We start from the raw sequence: 25,571 nt of genomic DNA on the forward strand, positions 1-25,571 counted from the left end.
CCAAAAGCTAAAAGCTAAATACAACATGGAACTACCAAAATACATATTAGGTGATAATACAGATTTACCAAATGCAATCTTTGTAATTCATACTGAGTTTCCTAGATTTATAATTAATTTAGAAGATGATGAAGTAGAATGGTTTGAAGATTTTGACCAACATGATGAAAAGGAATTAGAAATGGAAACTGAAAATCTAATCATAGAAGCGACTGCTTTTTATGATAGAGAAGTAGCACGATACGACCAATAATTATATGTTAGACCAATTAGTACAATACGATAAAGACCTTTTTTTATTCTTAAATGGATTAGGAACGACCACTTGGGATAGTTTCTGGCTATTTTATACGGATAAAGTGCACTGGATTCCGTTTTATGGGATTTTAGCTTTTTTGATGTACAAACGCTCCAATACAAAAATGTTTGTATTAACATTAGTTGTTATAGCGTTAATGATTTTGTTTACAGATCAATTTACAAACCTCTTCAAAAAGGTTTTGGTTAGACGTCCAAGACCTTGTCATGAAACCGATATTATTCAAGTCATGCGCTTGGTTAAGTCGTCCTGTGGAGGTGCCTTTGGGTATTTTTCTGGTCACGCTAGTAACAGTATGGCAGTTGCTATTTTTTCAGGATTGGTGCTCCGTTACAAGTATAAGTATTTAATATATTTTCTAATTATTTGGTCTATGGTTATGGCGTATAGTAGAATCTATATTGGTGTACATTACCCATTAGATGTTGTTAGCGGAATGCTATTTGGCGCTTTTTCTGGTTTCTTGTTCTACAAGTTGGATAAGTACTTTCAATCTAGATTTCAGTTAAAATAAATTACTTTTTTTTAAGGTAATAGTATTTAGTAATCAATCGGTCTTTGTACTGTTTACTATGTGGTGCGCTTTCATTTAAATCGTAAGTGGCAAGGCGTTCAATAGAATAGGTTTTACTTATTTTGTAGATGTCTTTTTGACTAATTTTATTCGCTAAAACCATAAATTCATTTTTCGCTGGGAGGTTGAAAATACCGTTCTTTTTATAGATTTGTGGAATCTTTTCGCCATAGTGCCATATCACTTCAGGAGCGATATTATTGATAATATAAAGACTATTATTGTTTTGTTTTGAAAGTTCAGAAATGGGCTTAAAATTGTCAGTAGTAAAGCTTTTTGTTAACGGTAAACCGAACAGAAAGACAGCTGCAAAAAAGGCAGTAGTTAATAAGAAAACAGTTCTAATCTCCTTTTTTATCAGTTGTGTTAGTATCATTAAGCCTAAAACAAATACAATTATAGCAAATAGTATAAACTGAAAAAGGTTAGTGCTTAATTGATCAGCAAATTTAAAGTACAGTAGAAAAGGTGTAACAATACCAACTAGTGCAATTAAACCGAAGTTAAAATACACAGGAACAGTTTCGCGCTTATCTTCTAGAGTTTTAAACTTACGAATTAAATACTCAATATAAAAACCAATATTTAAAGCTAACGGAATTAAAACAGGCATTAAGTAACGGGATTTTTTCTCAGGAATTATAGATAATAATACTACTGCAAAAAGAGTCCATAACAGAGTGAATTTATAGGCTTTTAGGTTGATAACTCTTGTTTTTAAATACGGATATAATAAACTTATAAAAGCTGGTATTGTCCATAAACCACTTTGTGTAAAAAAGCTCCAGTAGTAATAAAATGGTCTAACATTATAACTCGTCCAATTACCTGTTTCTTTGCTTGTAATAGCAGCAAATGTTGTCGGGTCTTCAAATCTTATATAAAAGTACCACCAACCACCAATAACAATTGCTAGTACAAGTGTAGTGACAATAGGTAATATTTTTGTTTTGATATTTTTGTATTTAAAACTGAAACCATAGGCTAATAAAAACGGTAATAATAACACATAAAAGCTGACGGGGCCTTTGCTTAATATGGAACAGCCAATAAATAATGCTGCAAAAATGACGTGTTTCCAGTTGGTGTTTTTAGATTTAAAAAAGATAAATAAGTAGTATATGGCTACCATCATAAAGGCATGGGTAAAAATATCCCAAGGCGCTTCAATCGTAATACCAATAATATAAAATGAGGTGATTAATATTAAGGTGTTTATTGTACTATGCGTCTTATTTTGTAATATAGTTTCTGATAGTTTAAAGCTAAAAACAGCCAATACCATAATCATTAGTATAGCTGGTAGACGCATTCCAAAGACACTCTTAACTCCAAAAAGTAATCCAGAAAAAGCAGTTAACCATGTTGGTAATGGTGGTTTTTCATAACGTGCTTCGCCGTTCATGGTGGTTAATAACCAGTTGTTATCCTGTATCATTTCTCTTGCAGTAATAAAATTACGTGCTTCCATGATTGTTACCTGTATAGTTTCTAAGTTTGGTAATAACATGATGGCTACAATCAAACAAATAATAATAAGCGGATACTTTTTAAATAGTTTAGCCATTTTGTTGTTTTAAAATTAACAAATTTCTGACATAAATAAGTGCTCCTAAGGAATGTCCCACTAGTAATACATAGTCTACTCTAAAAATAGCGTAGGTTAGAATTAACAGAGACCCTATTAAGCTTAACGCCCAAAACCCGAAAGGTAAAGACGATTCTTTATTTTTTTCAGAATACATCCATTGGTATACAAAACGTAATGTAAATACTATTTGTGAAACAATACCTAACATTAATAACCATAATGGGATGGCTTGGTTTTTAAATAACTTAACCGTATCAATAGCGTTGTTGTTAAAATAGAAAATGGTAATAAAAAGAGGCATCAATAGTAAAATCCATCTAATGCTAGTCGGAAAAGTTTTCCATTGGTTTTGCAATTGTAAATTTCTGATGTAAATATAGTAGGTAAGACCTTGCCCTAACATGATTGCGAAATCATCACGTAAATACCCATAAATAAATAAGAGGAAAGAGGCGATTAAACTTAGCGTCCAAAATAAGGTTGGTGTGATGACGCGTTTTTGTTTCTCGCTAGTAATCCATTGGATTATTAAACGAGACGAGAATAAGGTTTGCGCTAAAAAACCAATGCTAAGTATAATCCAATTGTTCATTATTTTTGCTTAGCGACTTCGTAATTAATGTATTTTTTCTTCATCCATAAATAGGCAAAACAATCCATTAGAGGTCCTAAAAGCCTGTTCCAAACGCCAAATTTAGCTTCTCCAGCAACTCTAGGAAAGTGTTGTACAGTTATTTGCTTCGTTTTTCCGTTTTGTAACATAATCATGGCAGGTAAAAAACGGTGTAATCCTTTAAACATTGGGATTCGTTTAGCATAATCTGTTTTGATTACTTTTAAAGGACACCCTGTGTCATCCATCCCGTCTTTGGTAAAAGCACGTCTAATACCATTAGCAATTTTAGACGACATGTTTTTTACAAAACTATCCTTACGGTTAGAACGAACACCGGTAACTAAATCGAATTCACCAATATGTTCTAGTAGGAGATTAAAGTCTTCGGGAGCTGTTTGTAAGTCAGAGTCAATATACCCAACCAACGCTGTTGTTGTATAATCAAAACCAGCTTTTATGGCGGCACTTAAACCACTATTCTCTCTAAATAATATATAGTCGAAAGCATCATGTCTGCTACAAATAGCTTCAATCAATGCTTGACTTTTATCTTTTGAGCCATCATTAACAAATAATATTTTAGTTGTTTTGGTTGCTATTTGCGTGTAAGCTAATAACTCCTTTTCAACTCTAATTAAATTATCTTCCTCGTTATATACAGGAACGATGATGGTAAATTGGTAATTCATAAACCTATTTTAGTATTACAAATGTATTGTTTTTTAGATAATTGAAATTGGTATCGAAAAAAAATATGTTTCTTTGTAGTATAGAAATGCACTTATGAAGATTTTAGTAACTGGAGCAGCAGGTTTTATAGGTTCTCACACATGCGAGCGTTTACGCGATTTAGGCCACGAGGTTGTAGGTTTAGATAATTTTAATGATTATTACAGCGTAAAGCTGAAAAACTTAAACGAAAAGTCGCTTTTAGAAAAAGGGATTAAAATTATTAAGACCGATTTAAGAGATGATAATTTAACGGATGTCTTGCCAAAAGATATTAACTATATTTTTCATTTTGCAGCACAACCAGGTATTTCTGAAAGCTCTACGTTTGAAGATTATTTTACGAATAATATCATTGCAACCAAAAACTTAATTGATTATGCTTTAGCGTGTCAAAATTTAGAGTTGTTGGTAAATATAGGGACCTCTTCAATTTATGGTTTGGAAGCAACTTTTCCAGAAAGTAAAGTACCAAAGCCAGCATCGCATTATGGGGTTACTAAACTAGCTGCAGAACAATTGGTATTACAAAAAAGCAGGGAGAAGCTATTTAAAAGCTGTTCGTTGCGTTTATATTCTGTGATTGGACCAAGAGAACGTCCGGAGAAAATGTACACCAAATTAATAGCGTGTGCCTATAATGGAGAGGCTTTTCCATTATACGACGGAAGTGCTTCACATTTACGTAGTTTTACCTATGTTGGAGATATCGTAGATGGTATTGTTAGTGTTATTGGTAATGATGCTAAAGTAGATGGCGAAATTATTAATCTTGGGACAGAAGTAGAGTATACTACGCAAGAGGGTATCGAGGCAGTTGAGGAAGTTATTGGACAGTCGATAAAAATTGATAACGTAAAAGCTAGAGTAGGAGATCAATTACGTACCAAAGCTAATATTGACAAAGCTAGGCAATTATTAGATTATAATCCTCAGACTACTTTGCTAGAAGGAGTGAAAGCACAGGTAGCATGGTATAAGGCTAATTTTTTGTAATTGCTATGTGTAATAATTAACTATTCTTTTTAGAATTATAATTAAAAAAGGTAGATATATTTATAAAAATATATCTACCTTTTTTTTGATAAAGTATTCTATTACTATATTAAGATTTTTGAGATCTTAATTTTTTATAACTTTTTTAGACTCAATAATTTCACCATTTTCATTAAATAGCATAATTACATATATTCCATCTTCAATAGTATTGTCTAATACAACTTCATTATTAGAACTTATCTTTGATTTTTCATAGACTAATCTACCATAAATATTAAATATTTTTAAGGATTGTTTTTCTTTAGTGTCTGTACGGTTCTCTATTTTAACTGTTAAGTTAGTTTTAGATGAGTTAGTATAGGTCTTTATAGTTGGCTGAGCATTTCTATTTGATGATGTTGGTAAAAAATCAGGACCTTGCCCGTCAGTATAATCTGAGCCACTTCCATCAGTACATTTCGCTCTAATTTGCCATTCGTAAGTAGAACTTGTATTGACATCTGTTAGTGTAACACTTCCTGCAGTAATACTATTTTTGTATCTCCAGTCAGAATCTCCTGTTTTTTTGTAACGTACATTATAATGGTCTACGCTAGAATAGTAATCCCAGTTAAAAGTAACGGTATTGTTTGTAAGATTACTTATGTGTAATCCTGTTGGAGTATCGCTACATGATGGTGTTATAGAAGTTTCATTTGACGACGTTGGTAAAAAGTCAGGACCTTGTCCATCAGAATAATTAGATCCAGATCCATCAGTACATTTCGCTCTAATTTGCCATTCGTAAGTAGAACTGGTATTAACATCTGTTAGTGTTACACTTCCTGTATGGATGCTATTTATATTTCTCCAATCAGAGTCTCCTACTTTTTTATAACGTACATTATAATGATCTACACTTGAAACATAGTTCCAATTTAAGGTAGCGCTATTGCTAGTTAAGTTGCTAATATTTAAACCAGTTGGTGTGTCACTGCAATTTGTTGAAGATGAATTTGATGAGGTTTTAAAGTTAGGTCCTTCAGCATCAGAATAATTAGATCCAGAGTCATCAGCACATTCAGCTATAATCTGCCACTCATAATCCGTGTCTTCATTCAAATTAGTTAACGTAACATTACCAGCAGTAATTGAATTTTTAAAACTCCAAGTAGTGTTGCCTACTTTTCTAAATCTCACGTTGTAATGGTCAATAGCGGTGTCAATATTCCAGTTTAAAGTAGCTTCAGTTGCAGAAACATTGGTTATAGTTAATCCTGAAGGAGCTATCGCATTACAAGTTGCACTTGTTACAGTGGTTGTAAAGTTGGCCCCTTGAGCATCTGAATAGTTAGATCCAGATCCATCAGCACATTTAGCTCTGATTTGCCATTCGTAATCTGTATCAGTAGTAAGGTTGTTTAAAGTAATACTTCCTGTAGTTATGGAAGATTCGTTAATCCATGTAGCCGACCCAACCTCTTTATATCTTACATTGTAGTGGTCAATAGTAGTATTGTAATTCCAACTTAATGTCGCTTGATTAGTAGATACATTAGTAACGGATAGTCCTGAAGGAGCTGTTGCATTACAAGAAATTGGTGTTACAACACCTGCATCTGCGTGATCGACATACATGTCATAAACAACGACTTCTCCATAGTTGTTAGGGTTATCTGTATCGTCTCCTTCTTTTGTTGGATTACTTTGTGTGTAATTACCAACTTTAAAGTAAGCATCATCATAATCGATATCCATTAATATTTCATTACCATTATCTTTTACTAGATAAGAAGAAGCATTTCCGCTTTGGTAAGCTGCTTTTAAATTACCATCTTCACTATAATATACGTAATGTTTATCATCAAGTACTTCAAAAATAACCTCATGCAAGGTCCCTAATGCGTAATTATTAGTTATCGTTACATTACTTCTTAACTCACCGCCATTAAAACTTAAAAAAAGATGATCGTCTTCTAGTCTTACCACTAAAGCGTCATCAATTCCTTCCGATTTATTTCCATGAATTTGTGTTGCGACTAACTGGTTTACATTAATAGGTAAGTGGGTTATTGCTTGTTTCACATATATAACATGTCTACCTTCTGTTGTCCAGTATTTGTCAGACTCGCCATCAATGTCTCTTTCTCTTAATTCAGATCGTATGTTTTTCGAATTAGGAGTAGTACCATTGTCAGAACGGACAGGAGCGTAAAATACGATACCATCATTAGTAGAGTTTACATAATAAAATTCGTTATTATCTTCTCCGCATAACGTTTTGTCTTCTTCACTTGTTGGGTAAGTAATTTTCCATTGTTCGCAATGTGGATACGTGGTATTATCTGATATGTTGGAATTCCATGCATTTAATAAGTCAGAGGGCACTAAATTAGATTGCGCTTTTACTTGACCAATAAATGTAGCAGAAAACAACATCCCAGTAATAAAAAATTGTAATAATCTTTCTTTGATTTTGGGTGTTTGTAAGTTTTGTTTCATTTTGTAGGTTTTATTTGGTTTGAAGGATATACGATGAAAGTCTTATTTTGGATGACGAAATACTGTTTTTTGTTAATTAACGGAAAGGATGGACTAACAATAGCATTAAACAATTTTAAATGTTTCGTGACTTAAACAGTTGGAAATGTAGACAATAAGTTCTTCTTAAAAATGAAAAAGATTAGTTATGTTCTGGTATAAGAATAGGACGATTATTTAAAAAAAGTAATAAAGTGGTAATTAAAACCAATTGTTTTGTAAACAATCTCTCCAAAATAAATTCTTAATTGTTTTAAATAGAGTTAAAAGAAGGGGTGGGGCGGTTTAGTAAGTTATTGGATAATCCATAAAAATAGACCGCGTTAAGGCTAGTGTAGAAGATCAATTACGTCCTATAGCTAATATGGATAAGGCTAGAAAATTATTAGATTATAAACCTTAGACTAAGCATTATTAGAAGGTGTTAAAGTTCAAGTAGAATGGTATAAAGCTGATTTTTTAGAGTCTGTTTAAAAGAATACTATTAATAGAATACACACAAAAAAAGCACAGTTTTAGGACTGTGCTTTTTTTGTGTGCATTGATATGTTTTGATAATGTTCGTTTATTATTTTACTCATAAAAAGTTTTTAAATTTTTATCAAGCAGTAATAACGACGTTAATTGTTTTTGTGGTAATCTATTAGTTTGATTTTTAAAACTCTACTTTATTTAAATCTTCATCAAAAAACACAACTTCTTTGTCCATGCTGTTTTTCATTTTAGTGTTTAATTGTTCTAAAATAACCCATTCATTATCAGATTCTAAAGCACTGTCATTAGTTATTAACTCTACGGTTTTAGATATTAAATCCGGATTCTTGTATCCCCAAGATATTGGTCTAGGTTCAAAAAATCGTCTATACCCTTTAAGTGCGATTCCAAATAAACTTACGCAAGGTATTTTTTCGCCAACTACTATTTTATGGTTTGGTAAATTTTTTATAGTCATTTTTTGACATCCCCAAATTATTTTTTGATCTGTTGAAGAACGCATATCAGCAAGAGCAATAATTTTAATTGGATTTGTTTCTACTACTATTGCAGAGATAATGAGCCCACTTTCGTAAGCAATTTGTTTTGTTACGTTTGCTTTTCCAAAGGAATAGGTAAGCATCCCAAAAAATAGTATTAAAGGAATTAGAATAAGACCCCAACCCCAGTGCCCCGTGTAGAATAAGTAAATAGAAAGACTAATAGAAACAAATGCTAATAGCATTGCAACATATTTAAGAGGACTTGCTTTTGCTTCATACTCGTCGAATTGTTCTATTTGTTCCTCATCGGGTTCTGTATTCATAGCTCTTGAGGCAGAACTTAGGTTTAAGACTTCTCCTTGATCTCCAATCGCTTTATTTTCTTCCATAGTTATTATAATTATTAAATTTATTTTACTAGTAAAAACCGTTGTAATGTTTTAGTTTGGTTAAGTTATTTTATTATTTCTAACGATTTAAAGTTTCAATTTTCTTACTGATTTTTTAGTCTATTTCTAAAAAAATCAATAAAATATTCTTTAGAAAATGTTTTTTTTAGCAAAATATTTTCTAGTTCTAGTTCTAGTTCTAGTTCTAGTTCTAGTTCAAATACAACTTTCACTTAGATCTATAAAAGTGAATTAAATAACTTAATTTCTAATTAGTATGACTTGCGTTTATCGTTATTTAATAATAATAGTATTCTCTTTCTGTTATATAAAAAAGGGCATTGTTTATACTAGTTGTTAACTTTATCCAATTATTTTTTTCGTCATAGATGTAGTTATACGTTTTATTACTTTCTCCGTATTCTTCCTGCTTGTAATACTTTATAAGGTCACCTTTTGTATTATACAAATGAGTTATAATCTCTTCCTTAACCATAGTACCATCATCATTTAAAGAATAATATATTTCTTCAATTTCATTTCCTTTATTATCGTATTTATAAGTGTATTTGTTTTTTAGTTCATTATTGTAGTTATAGGATAAGGATTCAATTTCATTTCCTTTATTGTCGTATTTGTAAGTGTTTTTACTTTCTAATTCGTTCTTAGAATTGAAGGATAAGTATTCGATTTTATTTTGTTTGTTGTTATATTTATAAGCGTATTTATTGCTTAATTTTTTACTGGCGTCGTAGAATAAAAGCTCTGTTTTATTTCCCTTCTCATTATAAGTAGTAAGTACTGTGTTTTCTACATTTCCATCTTTGTTAAAACTATTGTATTCAGTAGTATTACCCATTTTATCATATTTATATGTGCCTCTGCTTTTAAAATGTCCAGTCGTGTATTGTTCAATGCTTTCAATCAGTAATCCTTTATTATTGTATGTGTTAGTGTTTGTACCATTCATTTTTTTAGTTTGAACCAAGTTCTCTTTTTTATCGTACGAATAAAGTTCACTTGTTACCATTTGTTCCCCATGATGATTAAAATGAAGTTCATATTTAACTAATTGCTCTTTCTCATTATAATGGTATACTTTTTTTTCTTCACTTTTTTTTGTTTTTTCAATGACACCATTTTGTTTTTCAGCATTATAACTAACCTCCGAATATGATTTTATTTTATTTGTTTTTCCATTTTTATTTTGGGAACAAGAAATCAATCCATTCATTACAAAACAAATTAGTGTTATTTGTTTGATTCTATTTTTCATTAGTTTTTTTATTATAATAAATGAGACTTCAAAGGACTTTTCTATATTCCGATTTTCTATTGCATTGAACAGATGTTAAATACAGTATGTTTTTAGTTTACCCCAATCCTAATAAATAATCTGCAGCAGCAAAAGGCGTGGTTTGATTAGCTTCAATCAACGCAAGTTGTTTGTTTAGTTCTATTTTAATGTCAGGATTATTAAAAAAGACTGCTTTTAATTGTTCTTCAATAGTCTGTAGTAACCAAAACTTATTTTGTTCGGTACGTTTGGTATTAAAGTAGTTGTTCTGTTTGGTTAGGGTGATGTAATCGGAAATAACATCCCAGATGTCAGAGATGCCCTCGTTAGTCAAAGCACTACATAAACTTACTTTAGGTTGCCAATCCGAGTCTTTTATAGGATACATATGTAAGGCACGGTTAAACTCGACTTTAGCTAATTTAGCACGTTTTACATTGTCTCCATCTGCTTTGTTAATGGCTATAGCATCTGCCATTTCAATAATACCACGTTTAATACCTTGCAGCTCGTCTCCGGCACCTGCCAGTTTTAAAAGCAGAAAAAAGTCAACCATACTATGTACAGCGGTTTCACTTTGCCCAACACCAACGGTTTCAATAATCACCGTGTCAAAACCTGCGGCTTCACATAGGATAATAGTTTCGCGTGTTTTTCTGGCCACACCACCTAAAGATGTTCCAGAAGCGGATGGACGTATAAACGCATTGTTGTTTTTAACCAAATCTTCCATTCTGGTTTTGTCACCTAGAATACTACCTTTAGTTATGCTACTACTCGGGTCCACAGCTAATACTGCTACTTTTTTATTTAAAGTGGTTAGATACGTTCCAAAAGCTTCAATAAAGGTGCTTTTTCCAACACCAGGCACACCGGTAATACCAATTCGTGTCGATTGGTTGGCATGTGGTAAGCAAGCTTTAATTATAGCATTAGCTTGCGCCGTATGTTTTGGATTTTTACTTTCTACTAAAGTAATGGCCTGACTTAAAGCGGTAATGTTTCCGTTTAAAATCGCGCTGACTAAATCCTTAGTGGTCCGTTGTAATCTACGTTTGGCTTTTAGTTTTAAAACAGCAGCTGCATTGGTCATTTCTGGAGAAGAGACGCCTTCAGTTTCTGATAATGCTGTTTTTTTATTGGACATCGTTGCTTTTAATTTCCGCGTAAGCGAAAACGAGTTTAATTATAAATAACTGAGATCAATATTAGTCCTTAAGCGGGACTTCTATTTTTACATTATCCCAAGCCATAGTCATTTTTAAATCGTCTGTAGAATTATCAAAGGCTACCGTAAATTGCTCAACGGTTTTATCTAATTTTTGTGCTGGTACTTCAACTTCTACGACATCAAAATTTGGATCCCAGTTCGGTTCCATTTTTTCGTTAACTCCCCAATCATATTGTTTAGAGTTAAACATGACTTTCCAATGGTCTGCCTGTGGTACAGTCCAAAGGGTATATTTTCCTTTAGGTAATGTAACACCTTTAACAGATAAATCATGATTGGTTTCAAAAGTAGTAGCTTCGTTTGCTCCTGTACGCCATACTTTATCAAAAGGGACTAAAGCACCAAACACGTCTCTATTTCGTTTTGAGGGTCTGTTATAGACTACTCTGACATTTAAATCATTTATTTTAATCCCCGCAGTATCTTTTGGACTTAAAGGTTGATTGAATAAACCTGTTTTAGTGAAAAATTGGTAGCCTAAAACTCCTATAGCGACTATAATTAATAGATATATAAATTTTTTCATTTATGTTTTACTTGAAAATTGTAATTAATAGAGACACAAAATTAACTGAAAATTTAGTACTTACAGAAGGATAACCCTTAAATTATTCTAAATTAATATGCTAAATTGAAAAAAAATCAATCTTTTTTGCAACACTCTTTTTTTTGTGTCGTCTTTAAGCTGAACACTAACCAAAAACCAACACGTGAAAGTCGTTACTTTAGATAACATTGAGTTGTGTAAACAAAACAACCGAAAAGCCCAATTACAGGTGTATCAGCAATATTGCGATGCTATGTATCATGTCGCTTTGCGGTTTGTAAACCACACAGCCGAAGCAGAAGATGTCGTCCAAGACGCGTTTATTAAAGCGTTTGCTAAACTACATCAATTTAAAGGAGACGTTACTTTTGGGGCTTGGTTAAAACGGATTGTCATTAATAAAAGTATTGATTATTTAAAATCTAAAAAACAACGTTTAGTTGAATTAGATGAGGTGCACCTGAAAGTAATAGATACGGACACAAATGACAAATGGTTAGTAGAAGACAGTACAACTTTAAACGATATTAAGGTGGCTATTAACGATCTTCCGGAAAAATACAAATACGTGGTAATGCTCTATTTAATTGAGGGGTATGATCACCAAGAAATTTCTGAAATCCTAAATATTACAGCAATTGCATCACGTACACAATTATCCAGAGGAAAAGTAAAATTGCAAGACCTTTTAAAACATACCCATTATGGCGAAAGATATTAGAGCCCTTTTTAACGACGATAAAAAAGCAATGACTCAGCAACTGTCCAAAGGACATGAGGCTAAGTTTTTAGAAAAACTAAATCAAGAATTGCCACAAAAAAAGCAATCAAGGTGGTCGTTTTTAAATATTGCAGCTGGCGTGCTATTACTCGTTGGTTTAGGATTTGGTAGTTATACACTTTTTAATAAAGAAGTGACACCAGCAGAAGTTGTTGTTGCTGATACGCCAGAACCAGAAACTAGTCCCGAAGAAAAGACCATGACACTTGGAGATATCTCCCCGGATTTAAAAAAGGTTGAAGATTATTATGTCGCTAATATTAATTTAGAATTGTCTAAGTTAAAATTGACACCAGATAACAAAGAGTTGTTTGATGGTTATGTTTTGAAGTTGGAAGAATTAAATGTAGAATATAAAAGTTTGTCTAAAGAGTTGACCGATAATGGTCCTGATGAGCATACGGTAAATGCATTAATCCAAAATTTGAAATTTCGTTTAAACTTGATGCACCGTCTTAAAGAACAATTAAAACAGTTAAGCACATTAAGCGCTTCTCAAGGTGAAGCGTAAAAACTAGAGCAATTATATGCGCTGATACATTTTAGAGGCGCATTACAATTGACATTAAAACCAATACAAATGAAACTATTTAAAACTATATATTTAAAATTACTCCTTTTGCTAATAACTGTAAGTGTTACAGCACAACAAAAGTTGAGTAAAATTGACCAATCTGTAAGAGCGGATAAAGAGGTTATCGTAAATCTAGATACCAGTCATACTAATATTATTGTAGAAACTTGGAACAAAGATTATATCGAGGTGGAAGCATTTATAGAAAGTAAGACACTATCTAAAGCGGATATGCAAACAGCTTTGGATAATTGGGAGGTGTCTTTAACAGGCGATTCAGATTATATAAATATTACATCAAAAGGGGCTAGAGGTATTTGGTCTGATGATATGAGTCTTGGTATTTTGGATGAGGAATCGATTGCCGTATTATCTAGTCTTCCTGAATTATTAGATATTAATATAACGCCCTTATTAAAAGGTCTTGATAAATTAGATCTTTTAGAAGGGTTGCCAGAAGGCTTAAGTGCTTTACGTATTCCGAAGTCTCCTGACGGAAATTATACTGTCGATTTTGATTATGATAGGTATAAAAAGGAAGGCGAATCTTATTTAGATACATGGAGTGAAAAATACCGTAAAGAATATGGAGCAGAGTATGAACAAGACATGCGCGCCTGGGCTAAAAGTATCAAACAAGAAGATATTGATAAGTTTGAAAAAAAGATGGACGCTTGGGGTGAAAACTTTGGTAAACAAATAGAAGATGTTTTAGAAGAGGTTTTTGATGAGGATTTTGAGGACAGCATGGAGGAGTGGGGAGAGAATTTTGAAAAGAAATTTGAATCCGAAATTGCGCCAAAATTAGAAGCTTGGGGAAAACGTTTTGAAAAAGAAGTAGGGCCTAAGTTAGAGGCTTGGGGAAAACGTTTTGGCGAGGAGTTTGAACGCAAAATGCAAGCACAATTTGAGGGTAATGGTGCCAATGGAACTCAAAAAAATAATAAACTTTTTAAAGATGTTGATTATAATACCACAAAGACCATTATTATAAAAATGCCTAAAAAAGCTAAATTAAAATTAAACGTAAGACATGGCGAATTAAAACTAGCTAATGTCTTAGAAAACGCCAATGGGACTATTTCTCATGGGTCATTTATAGCAAATCACATTACTGGAGGTAGCACCTCCATTAATGTGTCTTATGCAAAAGTGGCTATTAAAGATTGGATGTCTGGCGAGTTAAAATTAAATTATGTGGACGATGCGATAATCGCCAATGCTAATAATTTAATATTAAACGCAGTGTCATCTGATGTGGAAGTTAATACCTTATCAGGTAATTCGGTAATTAATGGGAGTTTTGGAGACTTGTTAGTCAATACAATCGCTTCAGATTTTAATAATCTAAACATTATTTTAGAAAATAGTGATGCTAAATTAAAGTTGCCAGATACCGATTACAACTTGTTTTATAGTGGTAATCGGTCTAAATTTAATAACGTGACAGCATCTAATAAAACCATTAAAAACTATCCGAATAATAATAGTAATACCAGTAAAACAATTGTTATAAATGCAAAATTTAGTAATGTAATTGCTAAATAAATTATTTAAATTTGAGTTCAATTTTGATTATAAATGAATTCAAAGACACTTTCTACAATCTTAAGTCAGTTATCCACAAAAGGCTTAAACGTTATCGATGCGACTATTCCAAAAACGGATTACATTGCTATTGATTTATCTAAAGCTAATCTGGATTTAGAGACGTTTGATATTTCTTCTTCCAAAGCATGGGAACACTACGTTACTAATTATCTTAACAGTCAAAACAAGCAAGTTGCCTTTGGCGGGTATTTAGAACACCGAAACTTATATAACAGAAGTACTTATTTTTCTTCGCAAAGCGAAACAGAACAACGTAATATTCATTTAGGTTTAGATTTATGGTGCCCAGCAGAAACTCCTGTATTGGCTTGTTTTGAGGGGACGATTCATAGTTTTAAAAACAATACTAATTTTGGAGATTATGGTCCAGCTATAATTTTAGAGCATAACATTAATAATCATAGCTTTTACACTTTGTATGGTCATTTAAGTCTAGCTTCTTTAAAAGGTCTAAAAATTGGTGATGCTGTCGCTCAAGGCGAAACGATAGCGTATTTAGGAGAAGCATCCGTTAACGGGGATTATGCCCCGCATTTGCATTTTCAGATTATAATAGATATGCAAAATAATACTGGAGATTATCCAGGAGTTTGTAGTCTAAATACTTTAGAGTTTTATAAATCAAACACTATAAATCCTGAGCTTGTTTTAGGGTTGTAATCTTAATCTAAATGCTTTAAATCTCTTTTAATACGTTGTTCTGTAGGCATTAATAGTGCTAAATACACAATAAGAAGGATTCCGAAAATGATAAAGTCAGGCTTTATTATTAAAATAAAAAAAGCAGTACCTTCAATAATAGCATAGCGTACAATTGATGCGCTTTGGTAAGGGACTATTTTCTCTTTTAAACTAAGTGTGTTGTCAATTTTAGAAACCAACAGCCTAAACATCAGATTACTGATTAAAAAAGCAGCGACCGGTAGTATTATATAGATCATGCTAGCATTGTCTAATGTTGGTAGTTTTAATTGGCTTAAGGCGGATATGTTGCCTAAGAAAAAGTAGGCCACTATTAAACCTACGACTAGTGCTAAATGAATGATCTTAAATACTTTTAATTGGTCTTGCATGGTTTTTAGATTGGTGATGTTATTGGGTTTGGTTTAGTCTAAAAAAAACTGTGTTATGTAAAGCGAGAATTAGTAAAGGGGTTTTCTTAAAAACCGCTTTCTTCTGCCATTTTTACAACACCAACAGTTAAAATCAAATTAGCAAAACGACGTTGCTCGCCTGTTTGAATGATTAAAGTGGTTGCAGGGGCTTTAATTTTGTCATAAAATGCCCAACGTTCCATCTCATCCCATGTCACGTCTCCAAGTAATTTTTTATAAGCGTCATGTATCTCTGCATTCGCTTCAGCCGGTTTTTCCATAACAATAGCACCTTGAAAAGGACAAACTTCTATTAGACCTTCAAGTACTGTAAGGGCGTCTAATAATCCAGGACGGAAGTTGAGGTGTACTGTTGTCGAGTTAGGGCCTGTCATGGCACCAACAGGTAAATTACCGTCAGCAATGACCACTTGAGCAAAATGACCAGAGCGCGCCAACGCTTCCATAATTGTAGGATGTATAACTGGAGTCTTTAACATAGTTTGGTTTTGGATAAGATGTAAATATAAAACAATAGTGGCTTAAAAATAAATGGTTTTTGAGGACTTGTTATCCTTTATTTTTTTTAAGCTTTTATTTTATAGTTGACTTGTTCGAGTATTTTAGATGGAAGATTTTTTAAGTGGCGTGCTGTTGCTTTTATTGTCAGTAAAGGATTTACATGTTATGCTGCACACTGTATTTGATTGTAGAGACATTACATTTTGCAATTTTCGCCATAAACGGCTTTCCAATATTTTGTATTTTCCGTAATAGCTTCAGCTAGTTCTTGTCGGACTTCATTTTCTAATACAGATTTATTTTCTCCAAAAACAAAATGACCATCATACATTTGTTCTGCTTTTAAGATGTAGTCCTTTAGAGACTCTTTTTCTTCGTTCGTTTTTGGTTTGTTGTTTAAGTATTGCATGCCTTGGTGTACATGCCATTCGTCTACATACGCTTCGATATAAAGTTGTGAACTTTCTAAACTTACAGTGCCTTTTGGGGTCACGTAATATATCTGTTTTCTAAAACCATAAGGATAGATGTTTTTCATCATTCTATCTGCACTTGCCCAATAGGAATAGAAAATCAGCGTGTTATCTGTAATTTTATGGGTTCCTAACTCAATGTTTTCACTACTACAATCACCATCACTATCATATAACGTATGCTGTAATAGTTTTTTGTCATTTCTGTATAATTCAATAAAGTCAGTTTGCTGATCTTCATCCACTGAAGTGGTTATAATTTCAAATTCAATCCCATTAATGACTTTCTTTTGCGTTTGAGACAAGCAAAAATTGAGACATAAAAAAGTTGTGATTATAAGTGTTGTTTGTTTCATTTTAACTTTTTCGTTTTGCTTTTTGAGTGGATTAAATACTTGGAATTTTAGTTTAATGATTTTTTATGAGAGTAAAAGCTTTAATATTTCGACTAATCATTGCGCTTTGATAAAGATACAAAACTGGAATTAAAGCATTAAACTGCTATAGTAGTTTATATTTTGTTATGCTCTTTTTTCTTTTATAGCTAAGATTCTTACATTCATTTACAAATATCATACACTAATGATATGCTTTCGTAATTCAATTTCTTAATTCGGTATTGTCCAATGATATGAAATAGTAGGTTTAAGTGTAAATACATTTTTTTAAATCAGGTATTTATACTCTAAAAAGTAATCCAATATCATTATACATTTATAATATAATTAAAAGAAAAATATTTGATTGAGTAGCTACTATCTTTTCTTTTAGTGGTAAAGGTGGAATCTGAAAAGCCTTTATTTAATAGAGTAGGAAATTAAAACTAAAAACAAATGAAAAATATTAAAGAAACAGATAAATATGTAGTTGTAGAATTTATGAATGACTCAGGAAATAAGTATGAGGTTGGTTATCCTAAAGATTCAGGTTACACATTAGATAATATAGAAGAAGAGCTAACAGATGCTGTGAAAACATATCAAAATAGAGACTTGGCAAGTTTTAAAGACATAAACTGGGTGCCTGATGGTGGAAGTAATACATCAAGAGCTGCAATTAATAATGGTATTGTCGGTGGCTATGTTAATAAAGATAATGGTTTTATATATACTTACAGATTACATTTTGCTAATCAGAGTGGTTGGGGATTTACTTTTAAAGATGTTTCAGATGATACATATCACTGTTCAACACCTAGAAATGGGAATCATTACATCGATTACAATTCTGGGCATCCCACAATGGTAGGAGTAGATTAATAGTGAAGTTTATAATTTATATAAATTTTTGACTTAGAAGTTAATTAAAAGAGCAATTAGTAATAATTGTTCTTTTTTGTTTTCATAGTTATGAAATAAAAACGTCTGTTTAATCAGCTTATTTGAGGAAGTTGCTCTCTTTTAATTGGGCGTAACGTATAGTATAAGAAGCGTAAGACAGAAGATAAACACTACCGTTTGGGTTTATAACTTAGTTAATTATAAATATTTTGGACACTGTCTCATTTAAACGTCAAATTTGATATTTAGCGGACTTTGTAAATAAGCATAGAACTTTGAAGTTAACCTAATCGGTCCTAAGTTTTTATATAGTGTTACAAGTTGTTTTTTATCCCACAAAAATCAGACTTACTACAATTAACTTACCATTTTTAAACGTAATTTTAACTCCACTTAAGTTTTCAAACTCAGAATAATAGTCACTTGGATATTCAAAAGCATCATCATTTTTCATTAAATCGGAGTGCGTCATAGGGTCCGTACTTATTATGGATATTGAATTTCCCTTGATATATATCCCTTGAGAAGAAATTGAAAATCCATTATCAGTCAATATTTCATATTTAGCTTGACCTTTATGCCAATTTATATTCTCTATATCGATTAATTCAAGAATAGATTTTATTTTTTTTAGTAAAGACTTGTTGTCATTTTTTATAATCCCGTTTGTAAAATCACTTATAAAAGAGGTGTCGTTTTCTTTTATTGCAACTTTTAATTTTCCTAGTTCAGTAAGTAATAATTCTCTGTTTCTTTTTATTTCTTCTTCTTTCCTCTTAAAAAGTGCAACATTAAATTGTTCTATGGCGTTTAAATTTACTTGTGTTACTGGATTTTTATAATCAGGTTTATACCAATCATAGTTAAAGAAATATTCTTCTAACCTTTCGTTTTTAAAAGGGAAATTATGTCTTGCAAAAATTTCATTTCTCAATAATTTAAGTTCAAACAATTCATTAGTTACTATGTTTGATTCAGAATATTTGATAGAAGAGCATTCTGAACAATTCTCTAACTTTTGAGCATTAGAGGCTATAGTTATAGATAGTAATAAGAGTGTTAATATTTTTTGTTTCATAATAACTTGTAACGCATAACAAATAAGATTCCGTTTTAGTGAATTTTATTCGAAGTTAAACGAATTTAGTTAAAAAAAAATAACAAAGTCAAGTTACTATTTTGTATTTAGATTAGCTTCTGTAATCACCATCAAGCTCATAAAGTGTGTGGTATGATATTTTTTTATTGTTTCTGTATCATTCAAGAAAGTCATTTTGCTATTCTTAATCAATTAAAGTAGAAACAATTTTAAGCGTTATGCTACTAATGACCACTTTTGCGTTTGAGACAAGTGAAAATTGAGACATAAAATAGATTTGATTAAAATGTTGTTTGATTTATTTAAGTTTTTTTACTTTAATTTTGAATGGATTAGTTATTGGGGGTTTTCGTTTAACGGTTATGTATATGGAAAGTTGTGTGTTTGTGTGCGAGGATTTTCCGAAGGAAAATCAGATGCAAGCAAGCAAAGCAACTTACATTGGTTAAGCTAAAAACAGCAATTTTTTATATACGGTGTTGCCATTAGTATTTTTACTTTTTAGTTCGGACTATTTTCCTTTTAATTGTTTTTCGAAGAGGGAAATAAATTAACATTATAATTAAAGTCATAAAAAGAAACATTATTATTTCCGTTTTATTAATTCTATTTCCAACTTTTTTGTTATTGACATAAATAATTCTTACCGATTCAGATTCTTTTGCAATCCATTTAGATTCTTTCTGAGTTTTTAATTGAAATAAAACATTGTCTCCAATCAAATATTTGGTATCAACCTCTTCTTTAGCATTAAATACTTTTATTCCTGTCTCAATTTGATAAACTTTGTACGTATAATTTTCAACAGGATCTTGTCCTGATTTATACTCAATATTTATTATTTCACCTTTTTCTAAATTATTCCAATTTTTTATGGTAAAAAAAAGGTGTGATGAGCTAAAATATAATAAGCTTAAAAAAATGAGTATGGTAATTCCAGATATTAATAAAACAAAGAATTTATATATTATTTTTTTTATCAACATTTGAATTTAAGAGTGAGTACTATATTAATGGCAACGTATAGCGAATAAGAAATAAGATTCCGTTTTAATGAATTTTATTCGAAGTTAAACGAAGTTAGTTTAAAAAAATGACAAAGTCAAGTTGTTATTTCGTATTTAGATTAGCTTCTGTAATCACCATCAAGTGTGGTATGATATTTTTTTATTGTTTCTGTATCATTCAAGAAAGTCAGTTTGCTATTCTTAATCAATTAAAGTAGAAACAATTTTAAGCGTTATGCTACTAATGACCACTTTTGCGTTTGAGACAAGCAAAAATTGAGACATAAAATAGATTTGATTAAAATGTTATTTGTTTCATTTAAGCTTTTTGCTTTAATTTTGAATGGATTAGATATTGACGGCGTTTAACGTGTTTGCATAAAAAGAGTTGCGGTTTCGCATGCGAGAATTTTCCGAAGGAAAATCAGAAGCTGAAAAAAAAGCAACTACTTTTCGTTTTAACTAAAATAAGCAATTTTTTTATGAGGTGTTGGCAATAGTTTTATCCTAATGCTTTATATTCATTATTAATCGAATATTCAGAACCTCTGACAAGTCGATTGTTACTGTTTATTATTATTTGGTCAATTTGAGGTAAATTTTCATAAATTTCTAATACTTCTGGAAATAGTTTTATATAGTCAGCAACAAAAACACTTAAAAAAATAAAGAAAGTATTTAGATTAAAGTTTGTAGCATTAATAAAAGATTCATTTCCTTTATTAAACATATCTGCGAATTGAAAAACAGAAACATTAGAAGGATGAGAATAAAGTGAAAAATACGTATAAATATTATTCAAAGAATCCATTTTAAATCCCATTTCGGTTGATGAAGCTTGCCAACTTAATGGTGTCACTTTATTATTTTCAATTTTAATTTTATAATCTTTTTCTCTTATTTTTTGTTTAATTTTTTTCTGTTCTTTTGGATTTAGGTTAGAGTAAAGTTTTGTGTTTTCAATTTCATTAATTAGAGATTTAATTTCTTCCTTTTCTTTTTCAAACTTTTCTCTGTTTTCGTCTTTAGTGATTACATTTTCAAATCTTTGACGATATTTTAGTCCAGCAATTACCCAAAGGTTGTATAATATCTTTTTTCCATCTTCTGTATCAGGTTTAATATATATTAAGTTAAACATTGATATCGTTTCATATAAGTTTCTTGTATTTGAAGCAATTAAGGTTGGGTCAATTATTTTGTTTAAAGTTGCTCCATCATTTGCTAAGTATTCAATTCCTTTAGCCATTTCTTTCATATGAGCTATTTTTGTAAAAATCATTTGATTCACAATTTTCGCTTCAGATAATGCAACACTTTCAGTAAGTTTTTTCTGTTTTCTAATAACAAGAAAAAAATAATTTAAATAGATATCCATTAAATCAAAAGAATCCTTAATTGTTTCAAGATTAATTAATCGTAAATATTCTTTTCTTAGTTCTTCTTGATTCATTTTTTAATTATTGCCAACGCATAGCGAATAAGATTCCATTTTAATGAATTTTATTCGAAGTTAAACGAAGTTAGTTTAAAAAAATGACAAAGTCAAGTTGTTATTCATTGTTATTAAATACTTGTAAAATAGAAGGAAACGATTTAATTTACTGTGCAATCTAAGTTAGATACTGTTATAGTAAGGCTAGTCATAGGAAGCACGAAACGTATCGTTTTTCTTAGTCTTTATTCCGTAACGAGCCTTATTTAATCAAACTAGCTAAAAAGTCTATTAATGCAACAAGCTTACAATAAAACATAGTAAAAAACGACAAATTTATTGGGTAAATTAAGATTGTAAATGTTGTTATTTGATAGCGTTATGCCAAACCGTAATAAATACAAATTAAAGCAAACGTGTCAAAAAAACCGTGTACAGCAACAATAAACCATAAATCGTATTTACGTAAGTAGAATATCAGAGCTAAGAGCGACCCAACAAAACCTGCAACAAGTTGTCCTGTAATGCCTTGATAGCTATGCATAAACCCGAAAAAACAACCAAATAGGGTAATATTAATAGCAATACTTACTTTGCTTTCTCCAAAGAACTTTGCAAATTGGCGCATAAAATAACCGCGAAAGATAATTTCTTCGCCAAATCCCGCAGTAGCCCACACTACTCCTAAAGCAATTAAACAGGCTGGAAGATTTCCTTTCAATTGCTCAAAACTTGAATAATCAATAGGAACTCCTGTAAGTTTTGTCATTCCAGGAACCACAACAAAGACATAAAAAGCGAACAGTCCTAGTGCGACTATTGGAGCAAGTACGAGGATGTTTTTGAGTGTAAATTTTTCACGTTGAAATCCTAGTGCTGAAAATGGTTTTCCTTTGTACGCTATATAATTCGCTATAATGATTACTATAGCAATAATAATATTTTCTATATAATTTATACGGATTGGTCCAAACCATATAAACCAGATGATTGCAATGGTAATTAATGGAATTAAGGTTTGGCGTAAGTTAATTTTGTTCATTTTTTTAGTTTTAATTTCTAAGCGAAATAATGAACAAAATATCTGAAAGCCCCTTTAAATGAATGTGTTTTTACTGAATGGTCATAAATTTATATCTGAATAGTCGGTAGTTTTTGACTTCTTTTATTGAATCCAACTCATAAATGCTTTTCGTTTGTAACGACTGATATTAATTAGGGCAATTGCATCATTTTTAATGGAAGCTTTTAGCCGAATACTTAACTTACCATTTTCAATCTTTTCAATTTGGTCTACAGCATCTTTATGAATGATAATTTGTCGATTGGCTCTAAAAAACAATTGATCGTTTATTTTTTCTTCAAGTTCATTCAGTGTAAAATCGGTGTTAATTGTGGTGCCATCCTTTTGAATAGTATACACAATTTTGTTTTCGCTGTAAAAGCATGCAATATTTTCATAGGTCAGTTTGGTTGTTTTTGCACCGCTTTCAATAGTGATTTCCGCATCTTTTATAGATAATGTATACAAACTGTATAGGTCTTGGGCATACAAGATAACTATGAAAATAAAACTCAATAATAAGGTGATTACCAAGCCAATTAATAAATAATAGAACACGGTCTGTCCACCTGTAATTATATTTAAAATTATATTTACGGGGATATACATTATTGTAATGTACCCTAGAGTGGAAAGCATAAACCATAATATGGTACTAACTTCTATCTTTTTGGAAAAGTACTTTTTTTTATAAAATTTAAAATTAAGATTCGTTATAATTCCAATAAGAATAAATAAAACAATAGTTGACAAAAAACCTTCTATCGGGAATCTGTACGATTCACTATCTATAAAATTATCGTGCGTGGCTAAATGATTGACCACTAATGAAAAAGTTGTTAATATAATGGCTTTCTTAAACCAACGCCATGCAGCGTTGCTGATACATGTCTGCCATACTGTTTTTAATGTATTCTTGATTGGTTGTGTAATACTCATTAATTAAAAGCTTTTTTTTAGTCAAGCTATTTCTGGAAGATGTTTTTACCATTGTGGTTACCGTGCAACAAATAAGATTCCGTTTTAAAGAATTTTATTCGAAGTTAAACCTATTTAGTTTAAAAAAAATGAAAAAGTCAAGTTACTATCCAGTCTGCGAATTAGCTGCTGCAAATATTTTCATAAATAGCATCCAAACCATTTGTGAAATTCTTTGCGCATCTCCATCTACACCAGCATCTTTACGCATAATGTCTCTAATGGATTTTATTATTGATGTTATATTACTCATTTAAGATTTATTTATTCTAGTATTTAATTCTGTAATTCTTTCTATCAACTTACCAAAACTAATAGTAGAACCATAAAACATACTTTCTTGCATGGTTTTATAATCCTTTTCCCAATGTTTAATTGTTTCTTCAGGAGGAACAATGTTAATTGATTTAGGAGTGTGATTAGCATAGTCAATTCCCCTAATTGCATTAAATTTCCTTCTGTGTTTTACAATTATATTGTATAAATCAGAATCTTTTAATGCTTCTATACCATGAGGAGTGTCCATTAATTTTTCTAAATCATATAAATGTCTACTCATTCTTTCTACACGAATAAATTTGGTTTCCTTTTGAAACTCTTCATGTAATAAAAATATTTTTTCAAGAAATGTACGTTTAGGAGATACTACAGGAATTGTAATCTCTTTTTCAGCAAATGGAAGTTGGCTAAATTCACTAGATACCATTGAAATAATTACTTTTTCATCTACAGGCTCCATCAAAGACCTTGCTCCAACTTCTATTAAAACTCTTGGTTTTAAATAATCAGATTCTTCTGTTAAAGATTTATATCGTAGTTCAATAATTAATGGGTCAGTATCTGTGTTTTTTGTTTCTTGAACAACTAATTCATAATCTGGTACGCCTAATTTTATTAATACGTTATTGATATCTGTATAAAAATCTGTTCCAATAAAGGAATAAGACGCCTTGCGCAGTTTTTTGACTTGTGTTTTACTCAATTCTCCTTCAAAACCAAGATGTTTTCTATCTATTACTAAATCAATATCTTCTGAAAAACGTTCTATTAAGTCCCAAGCTTTGCTAAGAGAAGTTCCGCCTTTAAAAACTATTTGATTTGCATATGGTAATGAGAAGATAATATTTAAAGATAAAGTTACCCACCAATCTTTTTCTACAGCAGAGGAAGGCAAACCAGATCGTTCACTGGTTTGGTTAAAGATGTTCAGTTTATCTTTTTTGTTTAGTTTTATAAAGTTTCTCATTATTTTACATTCTTTATAATTTTAGAAATCCATGCTGGAGATAATTTGGCATCATGTTCTATCGTTTCTCCTTTTTCTAGTTTAAGATGCTCTAATATTATTTCTATTTGTTCTTCTGTAACGTTTTCTTTACCTATCTCTTTTAGAGCTTGTATAACTAAACTTGTTATTTTGCCTTTTACCGCTAAATTCTTAGGTGTGGTTCTTTTAAATTTAATTGTTCTTTTCCCAACAACAATACTACGAGCAGCTCCATCAGTCAAGAAAACAATGTTCATAGGTATTTGATTAGACAAACCAAGTTGATTTAAAGCTTTTATTCCTGTTGGAATAATTTGTGCCTTATCTCTATCTGCAATTGCATTGGCGATTTCTTCTATAGATGGATATAAAACACCTAGAAGTTTATCTTGTTTCGGATATAAGTATATTCCATGTGCTAATCTTATTAGGAACTTTTTTTTCTCAAGTCGTAATAATGACTTTTTCACAGCTTCAACATTCCCCATGCTTTCAAAGTTAGAAGGAAATAGAATACTTCCCCTTTTCATTGATTTTATTTTGTTTTCAATTTTTGTTTGAACTGAGTTAGTCATGGTTCTGTTATTTATGTCCCAAA

The 25,571-nt window shown here is 31.0% G+C and carries 27 protein-coding genes; 8 read left to right on the top strand and 19 right to left on the bottom strand.

Annotated elements, in window-relative coordinates:
• Window positions 1–25: 25 nt before the first annotated feature.
• Both H0I26_RS08380 and H0I26_RS08385 read left to right on the top strand, forming a co-directional pair.
• A complete protein-coding gene (locus H0I26_RS08380) occupies window positions 26–253 on the top strand; it encodes a hypothetical protein (protein ID WP_101017867.1) in 228 nt (75 codons plus the stop codon).
• Between the two features lie 4 nt (window positions 254–257).
• On the top strand, window positions 258–833 hold the full coding sequence (locus tag H0I26_RS08385) for a phosphatase PAP2 family protein (RefSeq protein WP_218701817.1): 576 nt from the start codon (window positions 258–260) through the stop codon (window positions 831–833).
• A gap of 1 nt (window position 834) precedes the next feature.
• Here the strand turns inward: H0I26_RS08385 and H0I26_RS08390 are convergent, their stop codons facing one another.
• The 3 genes from H0I26_RS08390 to H0I26_RS08400 are packed head-to-tail and all read right to left on the bottom strand — an operon-like array spanning window position 835 to window position 3,789.
• Window positions 835–2,460, bottom strand: coding sequence for an ArnT family glycosyltransferase (locus H0I26_RS08390; RefSeq protein ID WP_218701818.1), 1,626 nt, complete (start codon window positions 2,458–2,460; stop codon window positions 835–837).
• On the bottom strand, window positions 2,453–3,076 hold the full coding sequence (locus H0I26_RS08395; RefSeq protein ID WP_218701819.1) for a lipid-A-disaccharide synthase N-terminal domain-containing protein: 624 nt from the start codon (window positions 3,074–3,076) through the stop codon (window positions 2,453–2,455). The genes H0I26_RS08390 and H0I26_RS08395 overlap by 8 nt, the downstream gene beginning before the upstream one ends.
• Window positions 3,076–3,789 (bottom strand): glycosyltransferase family 2 protein, encoded by a 714-nt coding sequence (locus H0I26_RS08400; RefSeq protein ID WP_218701820.1) that lies wholly within the window; start codon window positions 3,787–3,789, stop codon window positions 3,076–3,078. The genes H0I26_RS08395 and H0I26_RS08400 overlap by 1 nt, the downstream gene beginning before the upstream one ends.
• Before the next feature lie 94 nt (window positions 3,790–3,883).
• On the opposite strand from H0I26_RS08400, the gene H0I26_RS08405 reads away from it, so the two are divergent.
• Window positions 3,884–4,825, top strand: a complete 942-nt coding sequence (locus H0I26_RS08405; RefSeq protein ID WP_218701821.1) for an NAD-dependent epimerase/dehydratase family protein — start codon at window positions 3,884–3,886, stop codon at window positions 4,823–4,825.
• A gap of 126 nt (window positions 4,826–4,951) precedes the next feature.
• Here H0I26_RS08405 and H0I26_RS19860 read toward each other — a convergent pair whose 3' ends face one another.
• The 5 genes from H0I26_RS19860 to H0I26_RS08430 form a co-directional block, all read right to left on the bottom strand.
• Window positions 4,952–7,309 (bottom strand): fibronectin type III domain-containing protein, encoded by a 2,358-nt coding sequence (locus tag H0I26_RS19860; RefSeq protein WP_218701822.1) that lies wholly within the window; start codon window positions 7,307–7,309, stop codon window positions 4,952–4,954.
• A 694-nt stretch (window positions 7,310–8,003) separates the two neighbouring features.
• The gene (locus H0I26_RS08415) at window positions 8,004–8,714 is read right to left on the bottom strand and encodes a DUF3239 domain-containing protein (protein WP_218701823.1); all 711 of its coding nucleotides are present in this window, start codon (window positions 8,712–8,714) and stop codon (window positions 8,004–8,006) included.
• Between the two features lie 298 nt (window positions 8,715–9,012).
• Entirely contained in the window at window positions 9,013–9,990 is a 978-nt protein-coding gene (locus H0I26_RS08420; RefSeq protein WP_218701824.1) for a hypothetical protein, read from the bottom strand.
• Between the two features lie 97 nt (window positions 9,991–10,087).
• A complete protein-coding gene (gene meaB, locus H0I26_RS08425; protein WP_218701825.1) occupies window positions 10,088–11,158 on the bottom strand; it encodes a methylmalonyl Co-A mutase-associated GTPase MeaB in 1,071 nt (356 codons plus the stop codon).
• Window positions 11,159–11,219: 61 nt separating this feature from the next.
• Window positions 11,220–11,768, bottom strand: a complete 549-nt coding sequence (locus H0I26_RS08430) for a DUF2911 domain-containing protein (protein ID WP_101017888.1) — start codon at window positions 11,766–11,768, stop codon at window positions 11,220–11,222.
• Window positions 11,769–11,952: 184 nt separating this feature from the next.
• Here H0I26_RS08430 and H0I26_RS08435 point away from each other — a divergent pair, with 184 nt between their 5' ends.
• From H0I26_RS08435 to H0I26_RS08450, 4 genes are all read left to right on the top strand, one after another.
• The gene (locus tag H0I26_RS08435; RefSeq protein WP_218701826.1) at window positions 11,953–12,510 is read left to right on the top strand and encodes an RNA polymerase sigma factor; all 558 of its coding nucleotides are present in this window, start codon (window positions 11,953–11,955) and stop codon (window positions 12,508–12,510) included.
• Window positions 12,494–13,081 (top strand): hypothetical protein, encoded by a 588-nt coding sequence (locus tag H0I26_RS08440; RefSeq protein ID WP_218701827.1) that lies wholly within the window; start codon window positions 12,494–12,496, stop codon window positions 13,079–13,081. The genes H0I26_RS08435 and H0I26_RS08440 overlap by 17 nt, the downstream gene beginning before the upstream one ends.
• Window positions 13,082–13,150: 69 nt before the next feature.
• Window positions 13,151–14,692: a hypothetical protein gene (locus H0I26_RS08445; RefSeq protein ID WP_218701828.1), complete on the top strand. Its 1,542-nt coding sequence runs from the start codon at window positions 13,151–13,153 to the stop codon at window positions 14,690–14,692.
• Between the two features lie 33 nt (window positions 14,693–14,725).
• Window positions 14,726–15,415, top strand: a complete 690-nt coding sequence (locus H0I26_RS08450; RefSeq protein WP_218701829.1) for a peptidoglycan DD-metalloendopeptidase family protein — start codon at window positions 14,726–14,728, stop codon at window positions 15,413–15,415.
• A gap of 2 nt (window positions 15,416–15,417) precedes the next feature.
• On the opposite strand, the gene H0I26_RS08455 is transcribed toward H0I26_RS08450, so the two are convergent.
• The 3 genes from H0I26_RS08455 to H0I26_RS08465 all read right to left on the bottom strand — a co-directional run bounded on the left by H0I26_RS08455 (window position 15,418) and on the right by H0I26_RS08465 (window position 17,200).
• A complete protein-coding gene (locus tag H0I26_RS08455) occupies window positions 15,418–15,828 on the bottom strand; it encodes an MFS transporter (protein ID WP_101017893.1) in 411 nt (136 codons plus the stop codon).
• A gap of 86 nt (window positions 15,829–15,914) precedes the next feature.
• A complete protein-coding gene (locus H0I26_RS08460) occupies window positions 15,915–16,349 on the bottom strand; it encodes an RbsD/FucU family protein (RefSeq protein ID WP_218701830.1) in 435 nt (144 codons plus the stop codon).
• Window positions 16,350–16,567: 218 nt separating this feature from the next.
• Window positions 16,568–17,200, bottom strand: a complete 633-nt coding sequence (locus H0I26_RS08465) for a hypothetical protein (RefSeq protein WP_218701831.1) — start codon at window positions 17,198–17,200, stop codon at window positions 16,568–16,570.
• Between the two features lie 477 nt (window positions 17,201–17,677).
• Between H0I26_RS08465 and H0I26_RS08470 the strand changes: the two genes are divergently transcribed.
• A complete protein-coding gene (locus tag H0I26_RS08470) occupies window positions 17,678–18,103 on the top strand; it encodes a hypothetical protein (protein WP_218701832.1) in 426 nt (141 codons plus the stop codon).
• A gap of 349 nt (window positions 18,104–18,452) precedes the next feature.
• Here the strand turns inward: H0I26_RS08470 and H0I26_RS08475 are convergent, their stop codons facing one another.
• From H0I26_RS08475 to H0I26_RS08510, 8 genes are all read right to left on the bottom strand, one after another.
• The gene (locus tag H0I26_RS08475) at window positions 18,453–19,202 is read right to left on the bottom strand and encodes a YARHG domain-containing protein (RefSeq protein ID WP_218701833.1); all 750 of its coding nucleotides are present in this window, start codon (window positions 19,200–19,202) and stop codon (window positions 18,453–18,455) included.
• 515 nt (window positions 19,203–19,717) lie between these two features.
• A complete protein-coding gene (locus H0I26_RS08480) occupies window positions 19,718–20,209 on the bottom strand; it encodes a hypothetical protein (protein WP_101017896.1) in 492 nt (163 codons plus the stop codon).
• Between the two features lie 523 nt (window positions 20,210–20,732).
• Window positions 20,733–21,683: a hypothetical protein gene (locus tag H0I26_RS08485; protein ID WP_218701834.1), complete on the bottom strand. Its 951-nt coding sequence runs from the start codon at window positions 21,681–21,683 to the stop codon at window positions 20,733–20,735.
• A gap of 361 nt (window positions 21,684–22,044) precedes the next feature.
• Entirely contained in the window at window positions 22,045–22,707 is a 663-nt protein-coding gene (locus tag H0I26_RS08490) for a CPBP family intramembrane glutamic endopeptidase (protein ID WP_218701835.1), read from the bottom strand.
• Window positions 22,708–22,830: 123 nt separating this feature from the next.
• On the bottom strand, window positions 22,831–23,667 hold the full coding sequence (locus tag H0I26_RS08495) for a LytR/AlgR family response regulator transcription factor (RefSeq protein WP_218701836.1): 837 nt from the start codon (window positions 23,665–23,667) through the stop codon (window positions 22,831–22,833).
• Window positions 23,668–23,812: 145 nt separating this feature from the next.
• Window positions 23,813–23,959 (bottom strand): type I restriction-modification system subunit M N-terminal domain-containing protein, encoded by a 147-nt coding sequence (locus tag H0I26_RS08500; RefSeq protein WP_218701837.1) that lies wholly within the window; start codon window positions 23,957–23,959, stop codon window positions 23,813–23,815.
• Window positions 23,960–24,952 carry a nucleotidyl transferase AbiEii/AbiGii toxin family protein gene (locus tag H0I26_RS08505; RefSeq protein WP_218701838.1) on the bottom strand — a complete coding sequence of 331 codons (993 nt, stop codon included), beginning with the start codon at window positions 24,950–24,952 and terminating at the stop codon, window positions 23,960–23,962.
• A complete protein-coding gene (locus H0I26_RS08510) occupies window positions 24,952–25,548 on the bottom strand; it encodes a DUF6088 family protein (protein ID WP_218701839.1) in 597 nt (198 codons plus the stop codon). The genes H0I26_RS08505 and H0I26_RS08510 overlap by 1 nt, the downstream gene beginning before the upstream one ends.
• Between the last annotated feature and the right edge of the window lie 23 nt (window positions 25,549–25,571).

Source organism: Olleya sp. HaHaR_3_96, from assembly GCF_019278545.1.
GTDB lineage: Bacteria > Bacteroidota > Bacteroidia > Flavobacteriales > Flavobacteriaceae > Olleya.

What these genes read in the sequence shown, in the direction of transcription:
- H0I26_RS08380 (WP_101017867.1), top strand. Translation starts at nt 26, where the DNA reads ATGGAACTACCAAAATACATATTAGGTGATAATACAGATTTACCAAAT.
- H0I26_RS08385 (WP_218701817.1), top strand. Translation starts at nt 258, where the DNA reads ATGTTAGACCAATTAGTACAATACGATAAAGACCTTTTTTTATTCTTA.
- H0I26_RS08390 (WP_218701818.1), bottom strand. Translation starts at nt 2,460, where the DNA reads ATGGCTAAACTATTTAAAAAGTATCCGCTTATTATTATTTGTTTGATT.
- H0I26_RS08395 (WP_218701819.1), bottom strand. Translation starts at nt 3,076, where the DNA reads ATGAACAATTGGATTATACTTAGCATTGGTTTTTTAGCGCAAACCTTA.
- H0I26_RS08400 (WP_218701820.1), bottom strand. Translation starts at nt 3,789, where the DNA reads ATGAATTACCAATTTACCATCATCGTTCCTGTATATAACGAGGAAGAT.
- H0I26_RS08405 (WP_218701821.1), top strand. Translation starts at nt 3,884, where the DNA reads ATGAAGATTTTAGTAACTGGAGCAGCAGGTTTTATAGGTTCTCACACA.
- H0I26_RS19860 (WP_218701822.1), bottom strand. Translation starts at nt 7,309, where the DNA reads ATGAAACAAAACTTACAAACACCCAAAATCAAAGAAAGATTATTACAA.
- H0I26_RS08415 (WP_218701823.1), bottom strand. Translation starts at nt 8,714, where the DNA reads ATGGAAGAAAATAAAGCGATTGGAGATCAAGGAGAAGTCTTAAACCTA.
- H0I26_RS08420 (WP_218701824.1), bottom strand. Translation starts at nt 9,990, where the DNA reads ATGAAAAATAGAATCAAACAAATAACACTAATTTGTTTTGTAATGAAT.
- meaB (WP_218701825.1), bottom strand. Translation starts at nt 11,158, where the DNA reads ATGTCCAATAAAAAAACAGCATTATCAGAAACTGAAGGCGTCTCTTCT.
- H0I26_RS08430 (WP_101017888.1), bottom strand. Translation starts at nt 11,768, where the DNA reads ATGAAAAAATTTATATATCTATTAATTATAGTCGCTATAGGAGTTTTA.
- H0I26_RS08440 (WP_218701827.1), top strand. Translation starts at nt 12,494, where the DNA reads ATGGCGAAAGATATTAGAGCCCTTTTTAACGACGATAAAAAAGCAATG.
- H0I26_RS08445 (WP_218701828.1), top strand. Translation starts at nt 13,151, where the DNA reads ATGAAACTATTTAAAACTATATATTTAAAATTACTCCTTTTGCTAATA.
- H0I26_RS08450 (WP_218701829.1), top strand. Translation starts at nt 14,726, where the DNA reads ATGAATTCAAAGACACTTTCTACAATCTTAAGTCAGTTATCCACAAAA.
- H0I26_RS08455 (WP_101017893.1), bottom strand. Translation starts at nt 15,828, where the DNA reads ATGCAAGACCAATTAAAAGTATTTAAGATCATTCATTTAGCACTAGTC.
- H0I26_RS08460 (WP_218701830.1), bottom strand. Translation starts at nt 16,349, where the DNA reads ATGTTAAAGACTCCAGTTATACATCCTACAATTATGGAAGCGTTGGCG.
- H0I26_RS08465 (WP_218701831.1), bottom strand. Translation starts at nt 17,200, where the DNA reads ATGAAACAAACAACACTTATAATCACAACTTTTTTATGTCTCAATTTT.
- H0I26_RS08470 (WP_218701832.1), top strand. Translation starts at nt 17,678, where the DNA reads ATGAAAAATATTAAAGAAACAGATAAATATGTAGTTGTAGAATTTATG.
- H0I26_RS08475 (WP_218701833.1), bottom strand. Translation starts at nt 19,202, where the DNA reads ATGAAACAAAAAATATTAACACTCTTATTACTATCTATAACTATAGCC.
- H0I26_RS08480 (WP_101017896.1), bottom strand. Translation starts at nt 20,209, where the DNA reads ATGTTGATAAAAAAAATAATATATAAATTCTTTGTTTTATTAATATCT.
- H0I26_RS08485 (WP_218701834.1), bottom strand. Translation starts at nt 21,683, where the DNA reads ATGAATCAAGAAGAACTAAGAAAAGAATATTTACGATTAATTAATCTT.
- H0I26_RS08490 (WP_218701835.1), bottom strand. Translation starts at nt 22,707, where the DNA reads ATGAACAAAATTAACTTACGCCAAACCTTAATTCCATTAATTACCATT.
- H0I26_RS08495 (WP_218701836.1), bottom strand. Translation starts at nt 23,667, where the DNA reads ATGAGTATTACACAACCAATCAAGAATACATTAAAAACAGTATGGCAG.
- H0I26_RS08500 (WP_218701837.1), bottom strand. Translation starts at nt 23,959, where the DNA reads ATGAGTAATATAACATCAATAATAAAATCCATTAGAGACATTATGCGT.
- H0I26_RS08505 (WP_218701838.1), bottom strand. Translation starts at nt 24,952, where the DNA reads ATGAGAAACTTTATAAAACTAAACAAAAAAGATAAACTGAACATCTTT.
- H0I26_RS08510 (WP_218701839.1), bottom strand. Translation starts at nt 25,548, where the DNA reads ATGACTAACTCAGTTCAAACAAAAATTGAAAACAAAATAAAATCAATG.